This window comes from Microbacterium sp. (assembly GCF_041909575.1).
In the GTDB taxonomy this organism is placed as follows: domain Bacteria; phylum Actinomycetota; class Actinomycetes; order Actinomycetales; family Microbacteriaceae; genus Microbacterium.
Window position 1 is genome coordinate 1 of sequence record NZ_JAYRDE010000073.1, and the last position, 15407, is coordinate 15407.

General features: G+C 71.1%; 12 protein-coding genes and 1 pseudogene. 5 read left to right on the forward strand and 8 right to left on the reverse strand.

Translation table 11 applies throughout. The features are described 5' to 3' along the window. Both ACE3O1_RS10790 and ACE3O1_RS10795 read left to right on the forward strand, forming a co-directional pair. Positions 1-475: pseudogene (locus ACE3O1_RS10790) on the forward strand (galactokinase); the annotation flags it as partial. A gap of 111 nt (positions 476-586) precedes the next feature. Beyond that, complete coding sequence (locus ACE3O1_RS10795) at positions 587-1423, forward strand: alpha/beta fold hydrolase (RefSeq protein WP_374315040.1); 837 nt, start codon at positions 587-589, stop codon at positions 1421-1423. A 600-nt stretch (positions 1424-2023) separates the two neighbouring features. Here ACE3O1_RS10795 and ACE3O1_RS10800 read toward each other — a convergent pair. Continuing rightward, positions 2024-4330: a glycoside hydrolase family 3 C-terminal domain-containing protein gene (locus tag ACE3O1_RS10800; protein ID WP_374315041.1), complete on the reverse strand. Its 2307-nt coding sequence runs from the start codon at positions 4328-4330 to the stop codon at positions 2024-2026. Positions 4331-4388: 58 nt separating this feature from the next. Continuing rightward, a complete protein-coding gene (locus tag ACE3O1_RS10805; protein ID WP_374315042.1) occupies positions 4389-5711 on the reverse strand; it encodes an MFS transporter in 1323 nt (440 codons plus the stop codon). Between the two features lie 102 nt (positions 5712-5813). Here ACE3O1_RS10805 and ACE3O1_RS10810 point away from each other — a divergent pair, with 102 nt between their 5' ends. Both ACE3O1_RS10810 and ACE3O1_RS10815 read left to right on the forward strand, forming a co-directional pair. Continuing rightward, a complete protein-coding gene (locus ACE3O1_RS10810; RefSeq protein WP_374315043.1) occupies positions 5814-6464 on the forward strand; it encodes a TetR/AcrR family transcriptional regulator in 651 nt (216 codons plus the stop codon). Continuing rightward, positions 6448-7938, forward strand: a complete 1491-nt coding sequence (locus tag ACE3O1_RS10815) for a carboxylesterase/lipase family protein (RefSeq protein WP_374315044.1) — start codon at positions 6448-6450, stop codon at positions 7936-7938. The genes ACE3O1_RS10810 and ACE3O1_RS10815 overlap by 17 nt, the downstream gene beginning before the upstream one ends. Before the next feature lie 86 nt (positions 7939-8024). Here ACE3O1_RS10815 and ACE3O1_RS10820 read toward each other — a convergent pair whose 3' ends face one another. The 6 genes from ACE3O1_RS10820 to ACE3O1_RS10845 all read right to left on the reverse strand — a co-directional run bounded on the left by ACE3O1_RS10820 (position 8025) and on the right by ACE3O1_RS10845 (position 14773). Further along, complete coding sequence (locus tag ACE3O1_RS10820; RefSeq protein WP_374315045.1) at positions 8025-8870, reverse strand: hypothetical protein; 846 nt, start codon at positions 8868-8870, stop codon at positions 8025-8027. Positions 8871-9094: 224 nt separating this feature from the next. Continuing rightward, positions 9095-10081, reverse strand: a complete 987-nt coding sequence (locus ACE3O1_RS10825; protein ID WP_374315046.1) for an LLM class F420-dependent oxidoreductase — start codon at positions 10079-10081, stop codon at positions 9095-9097. Between the two features lie 9 nt (positions 10082-10090). Further along, a complete protein-coding gene (locus ACE3O1_RS10830) occupies positions 10091-11023 on the reverse strand; it encodes a site-specific DNA-methyltransferase (RefSeq protein WP_374315047.1) in 933 nt (310 codons plus the stop codon). After that, positions 11002-12051: a biotin/lipoate A/B protein ligase family protein gene (locus ACE3O1_RS10835; protein WP_374315048.1), complete on the reverse strand. Its 1050-nt coding sequence runs from the start codon at positions 12049-12051 to the stop codon at positions 11002-11004. Before ACE3O1_RS10835 ends, ACE3O1_RS10830 begins: the two co-directional genes overlap by 22 nt. A 94-nt stretch (positions 12052-12145) precedes the next feature. Continuing rightward, entirely contained in the window at positions 12146-13753 is a 1608-nt protein-coding gene (locus tag ACE3O1_RS10840; RefSeq protein ID WP_374315049.1) for a glycoside hydrolase family 6 protein, read from the reverse strand. Positions 13754-13921: 168 nt separating this feature from the next. Beyond that, positions 13922-14773 (reverse strand): alpha/beta hydrolase, encoded by an 852-nt coding sequence (locus tag ACE3O1_RS10845; protein WP_374315050.1) that lies wholly within the window; start codon positions 14771-14773, stop codon positions 13922-13924. Positions 14774-14835: 62 nt separating this feature from the next. Here ACE3O1_RS10845 and ACE3O1_RS10850 point away from each other — a divergent pair, with 62 nt between their 5' ends. After that, a complete protein-coding gene (locus ACE3O1_RS10850; protein ID WP_374315051.1) occupies positions 14836-15297 on the forward strand; it encodes a MarR family winged helix-turn-helix transcriptional regulator in 462 nt (153 codons plus the stop codon). Positions 15298-15407 lie beyond the last annotated feature (110 nt).

Below are 15407 nucleotides of genomic sequence, written 5' to 3' on the forward strand. Positions count from 1 at the left end.
CGAGCGTCGCGCGTCGTGCGAGCACGGTGCCGCCGTCATGGGCGTGCCCGCGCTGCGCGACCTCTCACCCGCCGATCTCCCGCGCGCGCAGGAGCTTCTCGACGACGTGACCTTCCGCCGGGTTCGCCACATCGTCACCGAGAACCAGCGCGTGCTCGACACGGTGCGCACGCTCCGCGACGAGGGACCCCTCGCGATCGGCGACCTCCTCGTCGCCTCGCATGCTTCGATGCGCGACGACTTCGAGATCTCGGTCCCCGAGCTCGACACGGCCGTCGAAGCGTCGCTCTCGGCCGGAGCCGTGGGCGCGCGCATGACCGGCGGCGGATTCGGCGGCGCCGCGATCGCGCTGATCGCCCGCGACGCGGTGGCAGGTGTGACGGATGCCGTGACCTCGGCGTTCGCGGCATCCGGCTTCTCCGCCCCCGCGATCTTCACGGTCACGCCGTCCGCCGGAGCCGCGCGCGACGCCTGACACCGCGAGTTCACCCAGCCGGGGCCGTCAAGGCCTGGCGGGAGCGGATGCCGCGGCCTACCGTCGAAGGTGGGTCGCGGCATCCGCTCGCCCGACCCGGAAGGAGTGACCGTGGCCTACATCACCGTCGGGACCGAGAACTCGGCCGACATCGAGCTCTACTACACCGATCAGGGCAGCGGGCAGCCCGTCGTGCTCATCCACGGGTTCCCGCTCAACGGCGAATCGTGGGGCAAGCAGCAGGCGGCGCTGCTGGATGCCGGCTACCGCGTGATCGCCTACGACCGCCGCGGCTTCGGCGCTTCGTCGAAGGCGGGCTCGGGCTACGACTACGACACGTTCGCCGCCGATCTGCATGCCCTCATGGAGGACCTCGACCTGAAGGACGCGATCCTCGTCGGGTTCTCGATGGGGACGGGCGAGGTCGCGCGCTACCTGTCACGGTACGGCAGCGGGCGCGTCGCGAAGGCGGCGTTCCTCGGGTCGCTCGAGCCGTACCTCCTCAAGACCGACGACAACCCCGACGGCGCCGGTCCGCAGGACTTCTTCGACGGCATCGCGCAGTCGGTGCGCGAGGACCGCTACGCGTTCATCGGCGGCTTCTTCAAGGACTTCTACAACCTCGACGACACACTCGGCTCGCGCATCTCGCAGGAGGCCGTCGACGCCAGCATCCAGGTCGCGAACACCGCGAGCAACGCCGGCATCTCGGCCGCGCCGCTGACCTGGCCGACGGACTTCCGCGGCGACATCGGGGCGGTCGACGTGCCCGCGCTCATCCTGCACGGCACGGCCGACAACATCCTCCCGATCGATGCCACCGCGCGGCGGTTCCGCAAGCTGCTGCCCGACGCGACATACGTCGAGATCGAGGGTGCGCCGCACGGCCTGCTGTGGACGCACGGCGATGAAGTCAACGAGGCCCTGCTGGCCTTCCTGCGCACCTGAGCGCGGTCGCCGCCGGAGCATTTCCCGAATCGGAGGGGTGTTTTCGGAAAGCGTTGAACTCTTCTTGCGCTTCTCTTGCGGTTCGCCCGGCAGGATCGGTATCACGAAAGGACGCCGGGCCTCCTGGGAAGAGGATCCGACGCCGAGGGGAAGGGACGAGGGCCGTGGGGACGGCCGGACGATCCTGTCGCCGGGGGGCGGCGGGAACGCCCACTCGTGAGAATGGCCGCTTCTGGGGAGCGGCCATTCGCGATTCCGGGGCGCCTGCGGCGCGCCCGTGCCGACGCCTCCCGGCGCATAACTCCTGCACGTCGCCGCGCGGCGGCAGTGCCGTCCGCGTGATTCCGGGGGCGGCGAGCCTCCCAGCCCGCGAGATGCAGGAGTTATGCGCCCGCGGCGGGGCGAGCGGCGAGCCCCCGCCCCCGCCCCCGCGCGCCGTCCGGACGGAGGCGACCGGCGTCAACGAGCGGGGAGAAACGGTGGTCCGTGCCCCGCTGGGCCGCTCTCGCCGGCATTTCTCCCCGTCGATTCACGCCGGCCGGTGGAGACGAACGGATGCCCGGCCCCGGCAGCAGGCCGGGCCGGGGCATCCGTCCCTGCTCAGCCCTGCTGCGGGGCGTTGGCCATGGCGATGAGGCCGTCGATCATCTCGGGGTTGATCGCGCCGTCCGAGTCGCCGAGCGCGAACATGCCGGCGCGCCCGATCGGGAACGACTCCATCATCTTCGAGGCATCGACGCCCTCCGGCATGATGTCGGCGACGCCGTCCATCCCGCTCATCATCTGCGCGATCGCGGCCTGCACCATCGACCCGACGACGGGGTGCGCCATGACCTCGCCGATCGAGGACGTGCGAGACAGCGGCAGCACGATGGGATCGCCCTCGACGGCCACACCGACGGACGAGCGGATGTCGCGGCTCGACGCGGCCACGTCGACGACGTACTCCCCGCCCTCCACGACCCACGCGTCCAGCCGGATGTCCCAGTAGGCGAGGTCCTTTCGGCGCACGGTGAGCGTCACGACCTGCGTCTCGCCCGGCTCGAGCGCGACCGACGCGAAGGCCTTGAGCTCGCGCACCGGGCGCTGCACGGTTCCACCCGGAAGCGACGTGTACACCTGCACGACCTCTCGGCCGGCGCGGTCACCCGTGTTGGTCACCGCGACGGTCACCTCGACGTCGCCGTTCGCGTCGACGGCGGCCGAGGCATCCCCGTACGCGAACGTCGTGTACGACAGGCCGTGGCCGAACGGGAACGCGACCTCCATGCGGCGTGCGTCGTACCAGCGGTAGCCGACGAAGAGTCCCTCGCCGTAGCGCACGTGCGAGAACTCGCCCGGGAAGTCCAGGAACGCCGGGGTGTCCTCGAGCCGCTGCGGAATCGTCTCGGTGAGCTTCGCCGACGGGTTCACGTCGCCGAACAGCACGTCGGCGGTCGCGCCGCCGCCGGCCTGGCCGAGCAGCCATGCCTCGAGGATCGCCGGCACGCGGTCGGCGAAGGGCAGCGCGACGACGCCGCCGTTGGAGAGCACGACGACGGTCTTCGGGTTGACCTCGAGCACGGCCTCCAGCAGCGCGAGCTGCTCGGCGGGCAGGTCGATGTCGTCGCGGTCGTAGCCCTCCGACTCGAGGCGCGCGGGGAGCCCGAGGAACACGACGGCCACGTCGGCTCCGGATGCCGCGGCCACGGCCTCGTCGCGAAGCGCGGCCGTCTCGTCGGCGGCGACGTCGACGGCGTTGCTGAAGCCGCGCGCGTAGACGACCTCTCCGGTGGCGAGCTCGCGGATGCCGTCGAGCGCAGTGTCCAGGCGCGTCGGGTTGATCATCGAGGATCCGGCGCCCTGGTAGCGGGGCTTCCCGGCGAACTCGCCGATCACCGCGAGCGTCGCGTCCTTCGCCAGCGGCAACACCTGGCCCTCGTTCTTGAGGAGCACGATCGAGCGGCCCGCGGCCTCGCGCGCCAGGGCGTGGTGCGCGTCGACGTCGAGTGGCCCGGCGACGCCGCCCGCCCCGTCGGTGGCCTTGCGCACGAGGTCGAGCACGCGACCGGCGGCCGTGTCGAGCACGCCCTCGTCGAGCGACCCGTCCTGGACGGCCGTGACGATCTGCGCGTCGGTCACGCCGTTGGACGACGGCATCTCGAGGTCCATGCCCGCGGCCAGGCCGGGAACGCGCTCGTTGACGGCGCCCCAGTCCGAGATCACCAGGCCCTCGAAGCCCCACTCGTCGCGCAGCACCTGCGTGAGCAGCCACGGGTCCTCCGAGGCGTACACGCCGTTGATGCGGTTGTACGAGCACATCACGGTCCACGGCTGTGCGTCCTCGACCACGCGCTGGAACCCGCGCAGGTAGATCTCGCGCAGCGGCCGCGGATCGACGTCGGAGCTGGACCGCATGCGGTCGTCCTCCTGGTTGTTCGCCGCGAAGTGCTTGAGCGACGTCCCCACGCCCTGGGACTGGATGCCGCGCACGATGGCCGCGCCGAGCACGCCCGACACGATCGGGTCCTCCGACAGGTACTCGAAGTTGCGGCCGCACAGCGGCGAGCGCTTGATGTTGATGCCGGGGCCGAGCAGAACCGCGACGTTCTCGATGGAGGTCTCGACGCCCAGGGCCTCGCCGACACGGTGCACCAGGTCGACATCCCACGACGAGCCGAGCCCGACCGCCGGCGGGAAGCAGGTCGCCGGCACGCTGTCGCCGATGCCGAGGTGGTCGCCGCCCTCGCGCTGCTTGCGCAGGCCGTGCGGGCCGTCGGTGACCATGATCGCCGGCACGCCGGCGCGCTCGATCGGCTTGGTGTACCAGAAGCTGGCCCCGCAGGTGAGGGAGGCCTTCTCCTCGAGGGTGAGCTCGCTCACATCGGGGATGGTCACGGGGGCGGGTGTCGTGTTCACGTCGGTCATCTCAGCAGCTTTCTCGTCGGGTGGGAAGGTTCGGCGGATGCCGCGGCATCCGTGATCGTCATCGGGTGGACTTGATGGGCCAGACGGCGAAGGCGCCCAGGATGCTCAGCGCGATGCCCACCGGGAAGAGCCCCGAGTAGCCGAAGGCGAGGACGATGGCGCCGGCGACGCCGGGGGCGAGGGTCTGCGGCAGGGTGGCGGCGATGTTCACGACGCCGAGGTCCTTCGCGAACGACTTGGCCGACGGCAGCACCTCGCTGATGAGGGCGGTGTCGACGGCCTGGAACATGCCGAACCCGAGTCCGGCGACGAAGGTCATGATCATCCAGGCGGTGAGGTCCGGCCACACCCACGGCAGCACCAGCGCGAGGCCGGTGATCGCCGCGGACGCGAACACGAACGGCTTGCGGCGGCCGAAGCGATCGGACAGCGGACCCGATACGACGGTGGAGATCAGGATGCCGGCGAGGCTGATGAGGCCGAGCAGGGGGATGACGGTCGCGGGGTTCTCCACGCCGAAGTAGTCGGTCAGCAGGAAGAGCTGGTACCCGGTCACGGCGAAGTAGCCGGTGTAGAGCAGCAGGCGTCCGGTGAAGGCCCAGAAGAAGTCGGGGTGCTTGATCGGGCTGACCCAGAAGGTGCGCAGGAAGTCCCCCAGCTTGAACGGCTCGGGCTTCAGCTGAGTGCTCGGGTAGTCCGGGTTGAAGAGGTTGAACAGGACCATGAGCGCCAGGGCCACGACGGCGAAGGTGATGTAACCCGCGGTGAGGCTCTGGAAGAAGAGCGAGCCGATGACCTGTCCCCCGATCGCGCCGACCATCAGGCCGATGCCGGACAGGGCCGCGAAGAGTCCGCGCCGCGACAGCGGCACGCGGTCCGGCAGCACGGCCGAGAGCGGCCCCTGCGCGAAGTTGTAGCTGATCTGCACGAGGATCCAGGCGAGGACGAACCCGACGAGCGAGTCCGCGAACGCCAGACCGATGAGCGACAGCCCGCCCGCGAGCGCGCCGAGGACCATCCACGGCGCCCTGCGGCCGAAGCGCGAGCGGGTGCGGTCGGAGATCTGCCCGGCGATGGGCTGGGCGATCATGGCCGCGAAGGCGCCGATCGTCGCGACGATCGCCAGGTTGGCGACCTTGTCGCTCTCGCCGAGCACCACCGTGATCTGCTGCGGCAGCAGGATGCCGGGGACGGCGCCCCAGATGAGGAAGATGCCGAAGTTCGCGGGGATGATCCACGCGAGGAGGCGGCGCAGGCCCCGGCGCGGCGGCGGCGGATCGTCGTTGCCCGCGGCGGTGGCGACGAAGGTGTTCTCGGTCATCGGCGCTGCGGGCGCGCTCGTGGGCTCGGGGGCGACGGCGGGGTCAGACGGCGTTGTCATGGGCGGTCCAATCGGGTGATGAGACGCTCGGCGTCGAGCGCTGGGCAAAACCATATGCCATTTGGTTTTGTAAAATCAAGCGCCATTCGGTTTACTGGCCTCATGGCACACAGCCGAACCGAACGCCGGGGTTCGTACGCGAAGGGGATCGCCAAGCGCGAGGAGATCCTCGAACGCGCGCTCGACGTCATCGCCCGCGAGGGCTACCAGGGCGCGTCCGTCAAGGAGCTCGCCGACGAGGTCGGCCTCAGCCAGGCCGGGCTCCTCCACTACTTCGACAGCAAGGAGGAGCTGTTCACGGCGATCCTCCGCAAGCGCGACGAGGTCGACTCCGCAGGCTTCGGCCTCCACGCCGCCGACGGAACCGTCGCCCACGGCGACTTCCAGGAGGGCTTCATCGGCGTGATCCGGCACAACGCCGACGTGCCCGGACTGGTGCAGCTCTTCGCCCGGCTGTCGGTGGACGCCGCCGATCCCGACCACGCGGCCCACGACTTCTTCGTCGAACGCGGCCGCACCCTGCGAGAGGTCTTCACGGACTCCATCGCCGCGCGTCAAGCCGCCGGCGAACTGACCAGGAGCATCGACCCCGCCGTCCTCGCGCGGATCTTCCAGGCCGTCGCCGACGGACTCCAGGTGCAGTGGATGCTGGAACCCGAGATCGACATGGCGGCGATCACCGAAGCACTGTTCACCGCGCTCGACCCGCGGACCGATCGAACCGAGGAGGACGGCCGTGGCGCAGCATCCTGAATCCCCCGTCGTGAGGATCGCACCGGGCAAAGTGCGCGGACTCTGGCGCGGAACGCCCGGCGAGCGCGGCGCCTCGGCCGCGTTCCTCGGCATCCCGTTCGCCCAGGCGCCCGTCGGCGACCTGCGCTTCGCCGCGCCGGTGCCGCCCGAGCCGTGGAAGGGCGTGCGGGACGCCCTCGAGTACGGCGCCACCGCGCAGCGCGGCGACCCCGGCGTCACGCTCATCCCCGAGCCGTCGATCCCGGGCGACGCGACCCTGAACGTGAACGTCTTCACCCCCTCGCCGGGGACGGATGCTGCGCTCCCCGTCGTCGTGTGGATCCACGGCGGCGGCTACATCGGCGGCTCGCCGGCCAGCCCCTGGTACGACGGCCGGGCCTTCAACCGCGACGGCGTGGTGACGGTGACCGTGTCGTACCGGCTCGGGTTCGACGGCTTCGGGCACATCCCGGGCGCGCCGTCCAACCGCGGCGTGCGGGACTGGCTCGCCGCGCTCGAGTGGGTGCGCGACAACATCGCGGCCTTCGGCGGAGACCCGACGCGCGTCACGATCGCCGGGCAGTCCGCCGGGGGTGGGGCTGTGCTGACGCTGCTCGGGATGCCGGCCGCGCAGCACCTGTTCCAGTCGGCGTGGGCGCTGTCGTCGGCACTGGCGGATGTCTCGCCGGAGCGGGCGCGGACGATGTCGGCGAAGCTCGCGAACCTGGCGGGCGTGGCGCCGACCCGCGACGGGTTCGCCTCCGTGGCCGAGGAGACGCTGACCTCCCTGCAGGAGAAGGCCGCCGCTCCCGACGGCCGCGACCCGCTCGCGGGCGTCATGGTGCTGCTGCAGGAAGGCCTCTCGTGGGGTCCCGCCGTCGACGGCGACCTCATCACGCAGCCGACGATCGCATCGCTCGCCTCGGGTGTCGGCGCCGACAAGCCCCTCGTGCTCGGCACCACCGACGACGAGTTCACGATGGTGACCGACTCGGCGAAGGGGAAGCTGCGGCTGGTTCCGGCATCCCTCGCGCTCGCCCGTCTCAAGCTGTCGCGCGACCGGCGCCGGGAGTACCTCGCCGCCAACACCGGCCAGCGGCGGAAGGGCACCGCCGCCGTGCTCGGCAGGTACGTCACCGACGTCGTGTTCCGCTCCACGGTCGTGCGAGTGGCCGACGCCCGCGGCGCGGCGAGGACGTGGGTGTACCGCTTCGCGTGGGCGTCGCCGGCGCGGGGCTGGGCGCTGCACTGCCTGGACGTGCCGTTCTGGTTCGACTGCCTCGAGGCGCCGGCGGTGGAGGCGATCGCCGGCCAGAACCCGCCCCGCCGGCTGGCCGACGCCCTCCACGGCGCGGCGGTCGGGTTCATCCGCGGCGGCGACCCGGGCTGGCCCGCCTGGACGGGGAGGCCCGGAACCACGCGGATCTTCGGGGGCGCGGCATCCCGCCCCGACATCGACGCCGACGGCTACGCCGAGGTGCGCGCCCTGCTCTGACCCGAGTTCGGTCAATCGCTGGGGAGAAACCGGGGGTTCCAACCCGCTTGAGGCTGCCCGGTGACGATTTCTCCCCGCGGATCGACCTACCGACCACCGCGGGGCCGCCGACCCCGTGGGATGCCGAGCAGACCCGTCAGCGCGCGGCGAACGACATCCGGCTGCCACATGATGTCCTCCGCGATCGGGCGATAGGTCGCGTATCCCAGCGCCGCCGCTTCCTGGTCGCGGCGGCGGTCTCGGCGCTGGGCGTCCCAGTCCGCGTGGTGCGCGCGGCTGTCGCACTCTACGATCAGCCAGCCGTCGACGACGAAGTCCACTCGTCCGACGCCGACGATCTTGACCTGGACCTCGATCGCTGCGCCGAGCGACCTGAGGATCAAGCGCATCAGCGACTCCGGTCCAGACTCGGCTCGGGAATCGAGGAGGCGACGAAGCACGCCGTAGCGCCGAGGCAGTGAGGCGAACAGCTCTCCGAGCGCATCCCGGTCGATCAGTCCGAGGTTCAGCGCGGAGTCGAGCGTCGCGACAGCCGCCCGAGGAGGCTGACATCTCACCGCCTCACGCAGAGCGTCCATGAACTCGACCGCTACGGCCGCGGGATGCGGCTCTCGATGCAGCCTGCCCCAGTGGCGGCGCAGACGCCGCGTCACCGACTTTCCACGGCCGCGGTTCTGGTGGAGATGCACGTGGAGCGTCTCGCTCTCGAGGACGAAGACACCGTGCCTGCGCAACTCGGAGACGCAGGCCAGGCGCGCACCGAGGGCGGCAGCGGCGAGGAGGTCCGCGTGCGTCCCGAGCGGGAGGTAGCAGTTGCCGCGAGGCCTGAGCAGTTCCGTGACGGCGACCGCACGGGCAAGGCCACGATCGGTCCAACCAAGGTGCAGGAGCTCCCGGCGGCTCATCGCGCGCGGTGGCGGTGCGGACATCATGTGCCGACGATGGCCGAGCGGCGAGGCCCGGCACACGGTCGTCGGGCTATCTGTGGATACGGGCGAGTCGGTGCGCGCTGGGGAGGAGCCGCCATCGGCTCCTCCCGTCAAAGCGGCGGGAGATTCCTCGCACTTCGGGGGCGTTTGAGCGCCTAGACCTCGGTTTCTCCCCCGCGATTGACGTCCGCAGGCGCCGCACGCACCCCGCCGCCCCGCCGGGCGCGTCAGCTGAGCGCGGGGATGACCTCGCGCTCGAAGAGCTGCACGCCCGAGCGGTCGTAGGCCGCCTCGGGGAAGTAGTGGATGGCGTAGCCCAGTCCGTGCCGCTCGCGCTCGGCGAGGCGTTCGGCGACCTGCTCGACGGTGCCGAACCCGGGTGAGGCGAGGTAGTCGCGCTCGATGGCGTCTGCTCGTTCCTGGCCGACGTGCGGCAGCAGGCGCGCCTTCACTGCGGCGAGGCGGTCGGATGCCTCGGACTCGGTCTCTCCGACGATGGTGTTGAAGTTCGACGAGCGCGTGATGGCCGCGAAGTCGCGGCCGACCGTGTCGCAGTGCCCGCGCAGGATCTCGCTCTTGCGGTCGAACTCCTCGAGCGACCCGGCGAAGTTGGTGTACGAGGCGTAGGTCGCGGCGATCTTCAGGGTCACCTTCTCGCCGCCGCCGGCCACCCACAGCGGGATGCCGCCCTCCTGCAGCGGCAGCGGCCGGACGATGGCGCCGTCGACGTGGTAGTGCTTCCCGTCGAGGGTGGCCGTGCCGGTGGTCCAGGCCTGGTGCATGATCTGGACGCCCTCGCGGAGCATCGCGAGGCGATCGCGCACCTCGGGGAACCCGTAGCCGTACGCGCGCCACTCGTGCTCGTACCAGCCGCCGCCGATCCCCATCTCGACCCGGCCGCCCGACACGGCGTCGACGGTCGCGGCGACCTTGGCGAGGTACGCGGGGTTGCGGTAGCCCATGCAGGTGCACATCTGGCCGAGCCGCACGCGCGAGGTCGACGCGGCGAACGCGGCCATCAGCGTCCAGGCCTCGTGCGTCGCCTCCTCGCTGTGCACCGGCGTCGTGTGGAAGTGGTCGTAGACCCAGAGCGACTCCCACGGCCCCTCGTCGGCCTGCTGGGCGAGGGTCGCCATCACCCGCCAGTGGTCCTCGGGCTCGATGTCCACGAGGTCGAATCGCCAGCCTTGGGGGATGAAGGTTCCGAAGCGCATGCCTCCAGCCTAGGAGGGTCGCGGGATGCCGGAGCCCGCGACCGTGGCGTGCGGCATCCGCTCGCGCATCACCGCGATCGCCTCGGGGTTCGCGTCGACGAGCACCGCGTGCCGGCCGAGCGCCGACGCGACCGCGCCGGTCGTGCCGCTGCCGGCGAAGAAGTCGAGCACGCGGTCACCGGGCCGCGACGAGGCCTGCACGATGCGGCGGAGGATCCCCTCGGGCTTCTGGGTCGGATACCCGGTCTTCTCGCGCCCGGCGGTGGGGACGATGGTGTGCCACCACACGTCGGTGGGGAGCTTCCCGCGGGCGGCCTTCTCGGGGGTGACGAGGCCGGGCGCCATGTAGGGCTCGCGGTCGACGGCCTCGGAGTCGAACCAGTAGCGGTCGGGATCCTTCACGTAGACGAGGATCGTGTCGTGCTTGGTGGGCCAGCGCCGACGCGACTTGGCGCCGTAGTCGTAGGCCCAGATGATCTCGTTGAGGAACCGGTCGCGTCCGACCAGCGCGTCCAGCAGCACCTTCGCGTAGTGCGCCTCGCGATAGTCCAGGTGCAGGTAGAGGGTGCCGTCGTCCGCCAGCAGGCGCCACGCCTCGAGCAGCCGCGGCTCGAGGAAGCCCCAGTAGTCGTCGAAGCGGTCGCCGTACGCCCGCAGGTCCCCGCGCAGCCGCTCGTACTCCCGGCCGTGGAATCCGCGCCGCACGATCGCGTCTGCGGCCGGGCTCTCGCCGGGCGCACGCGCCGTCTCGGTCGCCCGCCCCTGCGTGCGGCCGGTGTTGAACGGGGGGTCCAGGTAGACCAGGGTGAACGAGCCATCCGCGAATCCGCGGATCACCTCGAGGTTGTCGCCCTCGTGGATCTCCACAGAACCGGATGCCGCGGCCGCGTCGGCATCCGGAGCACCGGGCGTCGCGACCGTCACGGCACTCGGCGCAGCCACGCGTCGGTGGCGAACTTCGACTCCACCAGGCCCTCGGCCTCGGCGTATTCCTCCTCGGTGATATGCCCGGGAACCGCGCCGTAGAGCTTCGCGAAGGTGTCCTTGAATCGCTCGATGATCGCCTCGCGGGGCAGCCCCGTCTGCCGGCGCAGCGGGTCGACGCGCTTGGCGGCCGACGTGGTGCCCTTGTCACTGAGCTTCTCGCGCCCGATGCGCAGCACCTCGGTCATCATCTGACCGTCCATGTCGTAGCTGAGCGTCGCGTGGTGGAGCACGCCGCCGTTCGCGAGGCGCTTCTGCGCGGCACCGCCGATCTTCCCCTGCGGAGAGGCGATGTCGTTGAGCGGCTGGTACGTCGCCTCGATGCCGAGCGACCGCAGCGCCTGGAGCACCCAGTCGTCGAGGAAGGCGTAGGAGTCGGCGAACGTGAGCCCGGCGACGAGGGATGCCGGGACGTACAGGGAGTAGGTCACGATCGAGTTCGCCGCCATGAGCATCGCGCCGCCGCCGGAGATGCGGCGGACGACGTCGAAGCCGTGGCGCTGGGCTCCCTCGGGGTCGACTTCGTTGCGCAGCGACTGGAACGAGCCGATCACGACGGCGGACTCGTCCCACTCCCACAGGCGAAGCGTCGGCCGGCGCCTGCCGTCGCCCACGCGCCCGGTGAGGACTTCGTCGAGTGCGAGGTTCATGCGCGGCGACACCGGCCGCTCGTGGACGATCTCCCAGTCGAAGTCACGCCATCCGGGTGCCGTCACCAGAGCGCGGCGCACGGCGGTGCCCACCGCTTCGGGCGTGAATCCCAGCAGCTGCGCGCCGTCCGGAAGCGCAGAGCGGACGGCTGCGGCGATCGCGGTGACGTCGGACTCGATCGGGAGTCCGTTCACGGCGGCGTCGATGTCGTCGAGCGCCGAATCCGGCTCCAGGAAGAAATCCCCCGCGAGGTGGAAGTCGGCGATACGGCCATCGCGTTCCTCGAGGTCGACGACGACCAGCTTTCCTCCGGGCACCTTGTATTCGCCGTGCATGGACTCAGCCTATGGGGCGCGGTCGGGAGCCGGCGCGGGGGGGACGGGGGGGGGGGGGGGGGGGGGTTTCGGCGCCCCGCCGCCGCCCGGGTGCTCAGGAGGTGCAGGAGCCTCCGCCCACGCGGTATTGCCAGGACTCCACCGCCGGTCCGCTGCCCGACACCACGATCGTCGCGGTCTTGCCGGCGCGCAGCGCGCGATCCGCGGTGACCGTGACGATCGCGCCGTCCTGGACGAACGAGCCGCCGACGACCTTCGTGACGGTCTGTCCGTCGGCCGCGCTCCACGAGAGCGTCCAGGACGGCAGAGTGGATGCCCCGGTGTTGCGCACCACGATGCGCGACTGGAAGCCCTTGGCGTTGCTCACGACCTTCACGTCGGCGTCGCACGCGAGGGGCGCGAGGGGAGGGTTGGCCAGCGCCACCAGCTCGCGCGCCTGCTCGACGAACCACTGGCCGGCGGCGGGATCCTCGATCCCACGGGCCGGGTCGAGCGGTCCTTCCGTGCCGCGGTAGCACTTCCCGTCGGACTCGCCGGGCACCTTGATCCACAGGTAGGCGTCGACGAGCGGCACCCCGGTGGTCGTGTCGGGACGAAGGCCGAGGCCGCGGTCCGGCGGGTTGCACCAGTCCTCCGGCGAGGGGTACACGCCCTCCGGGTAGTCCCACGGGCCCAGGCCGTTGCGGCTGGTGTCGATCACGAAGCGCGTCGTCGGCACGGTGTCGCCGAGCTGGAGCGCGTAGCGCGACTCGACGCCGGACGTGTTCAGCGCGGGGTCCGCGGCATCCGTCGTCCATTCGCCGTACGGAGACATCGCCGTCCCCTGCCAGCCGGTGGCCGGGCCGCCGTTCCAGTACTGGTTGCCGCACTCCGCGAAACTGCCGTCCTTCTGCGTGACGAACGCGATGCACGACGAGATCCACGTTCCGAAGTGGGTCGAGTTGGTCGTGTACTGGTAGTTGGAGGCGTTGAGGAAGAATCCGTCGGCGCGCTCCACGCCGGCCTTGAGCAGGCGGTCGGAGATCTCGCCCACGTTCAGCCAGCTCGAGCCGGTGCCGTCGAGATAGACCGACGTCGCGGCGAGCGCGCCGAGCGCGTCGACCGCGTGGTTGAGCTGCACGAACCGGTCCGTGGCCGCCGTCGCGGGGTCGAGCTCCTCGGGCTGGCACCACTCGGCGATGCCGTCGAGCGTCACGTAGTGCGGGATGATGCCGAGTCCGTCGGGCTCGAGGATGACCGTGGCGGCCCGGTCGCCGATGCCGGACGCGAACGCGTCGATCCACGCCACGTACGCCGCGGTGTCCAGCGCGCCACCGGCGGAGTACTGGGCGCAGTCGCGGAACGGCAGGTTGTACGCCACGAGGATGGGCATGCGCCCTTCGGCCGCGGCGGCGGTCACGACCGCGTCGACGGCCGCCTCTACCTCCGCGGGCGTTCCGGTGGTGAACCAGTCCGCCGAGGGGATGCTGCCCAGCAGCTGGGCGTCCGCGCGGGCCTGGCCCTCGAGCGCCTGCGCGGCTTCGAGTGTGGTGCTCCACGGGTTGAGATACAGCTCGGACCCGGCGAGGCCGGGCTCTTCCGCCGCGGCGGGGGCGACCGCGAGCGGCAGTGCGAGGCCGACGGCGAGGGTCGCGACCGCGGCGAGCGCGATCGTCCGGCGCCGTGCGGGCGCGCTGAGCGGACGGGGGAAGTCCTGGGTCATGGGGGCTCTCCTGGTCTTCGTCGACCGCCGGGCGTCGTCGCCCGGGGAGCGTGACCGTGCGAGCGTGGGAGCGCTCCCACGATGCACGCTGGGCCCAGGATGGCCTATCGCCGCCGCCGGCGTCAACGGGCTCGTCGGACGGGCGGCGAAACGCCCGGGGTCCCGGCGTCAGTCGTGGCGGGGGAAGCGCCGCTCCAGCCACGCGAGCAGATCGGCTCGCACCTCGGCCTGCGACACGTCGTTGAAGATCTCATGCCGGACGTCGGGGTACACCAGCGTCGTCACGTCGGTGAGCTTCGAGCGGGTGCGGTACGCGTCGGCGAGCCGGTGGACGCTCCGCGGACCGCCGACGGTGTCGTCGCGCCCCACCATCAGGAGCACCGGGATGTCGACGCCCAGGTCCTTGCGCGGCTTCCCCAGGAGGCGAACGGAGTCCACCGGACCGAAGAGCTTCAGCAGCGGCTCATCCGTCGTGAGCGGGTCGTCGAGGAACGCGCGCCCGACGCTCAGGTCGGATGCCAGCCACTCGGTGCCCATCGCGTCGGGGGCCTTCCACGGCTTGTTGAGATCGCCGGAGTTCAACGATCCCGGCCAGAGGAGCGCCGAACCGCTGAGGACGACGCCGTCGTAGGCGTCCGGGTGGGCGTTGACGAGCTTCTGGGTCAGGAACGATCCCCACGAGTGCCCGAGGATGACGAGCGGCAGCCCGGGGTTCTCGGCCCGGATGAGCTCGGTGAACTGCCAGCAGCCGGCGAGCGCCGCCCGCAGCCCGCCGGGCCCGAGCTGTCCGAGCTTGGCGGCGTCGCCGCCGTGGTGGCGCATGCCGGTGCGACCGTGACCGCGGCGGTCGTCGGCGTACACGATGAACCCGTCGGCGGTGAGGGCGTCGATCAGCGCGCCGTAGCGTCCGGCGTGCTCGCCGACGCCGTGCAGCAGCTGCACCACCGCCCGAGGCGCGGACTTCGCGGGATGGACGTCGTAGACGATCGCGATGCCGTGCGCATCGATGAACTCGGGCATGCGCAGAAGTCTAGGGTGCGAGATTCCCTTAGCAAGGCTAATGAGCTATGCTAAGTAATCGCATGAGCACCGATACGAAACCGACGCAGACGCCAGCCGACACCGACGACCACTCCGCCGCAGCCTCCGAGCTGCGCATCGCCACGTTCCGCCTGGCCCGTCGGATGCGCACCCAGCGCGCGGTCGACTCGATGAGCGACGGGCAGTTCGCCGTGCTCGCGGCGCTATGGGTCCACGGTCCGCACACGCTCGGCGAGCTCGCGGTCCGCGAGCGCGTGTCGGCCCCCTCGATGAACCGCACCGTCAACTGCCTGCAGGAATCCGGCTATGTCGCGCGCTCGGCCGATGAGAACGACGGTCGCAAGGTCGTGATCTCCCTCACCGAGGAAGGTCGCGCGGTCGTCGACGAGACGGCGAGGCGGCGCGATGCGTGGGTGGAGGCGGCGCTGGCGGACCTCACCGACGACGAGCGCGCGACGCTCGCCCGGGCGGCCGGCATCATGGAGCGGATGGTCGCCCGATGAGCGCGATGTTCCGGTCGTTCTCGATCTTCAACTACCGCGTCTGGTTCATCGGCGCGCTCGTCTCGAACATCGGCGCGTGGATGCAGGCGACCGCGCTCAGCTGGGTCGTG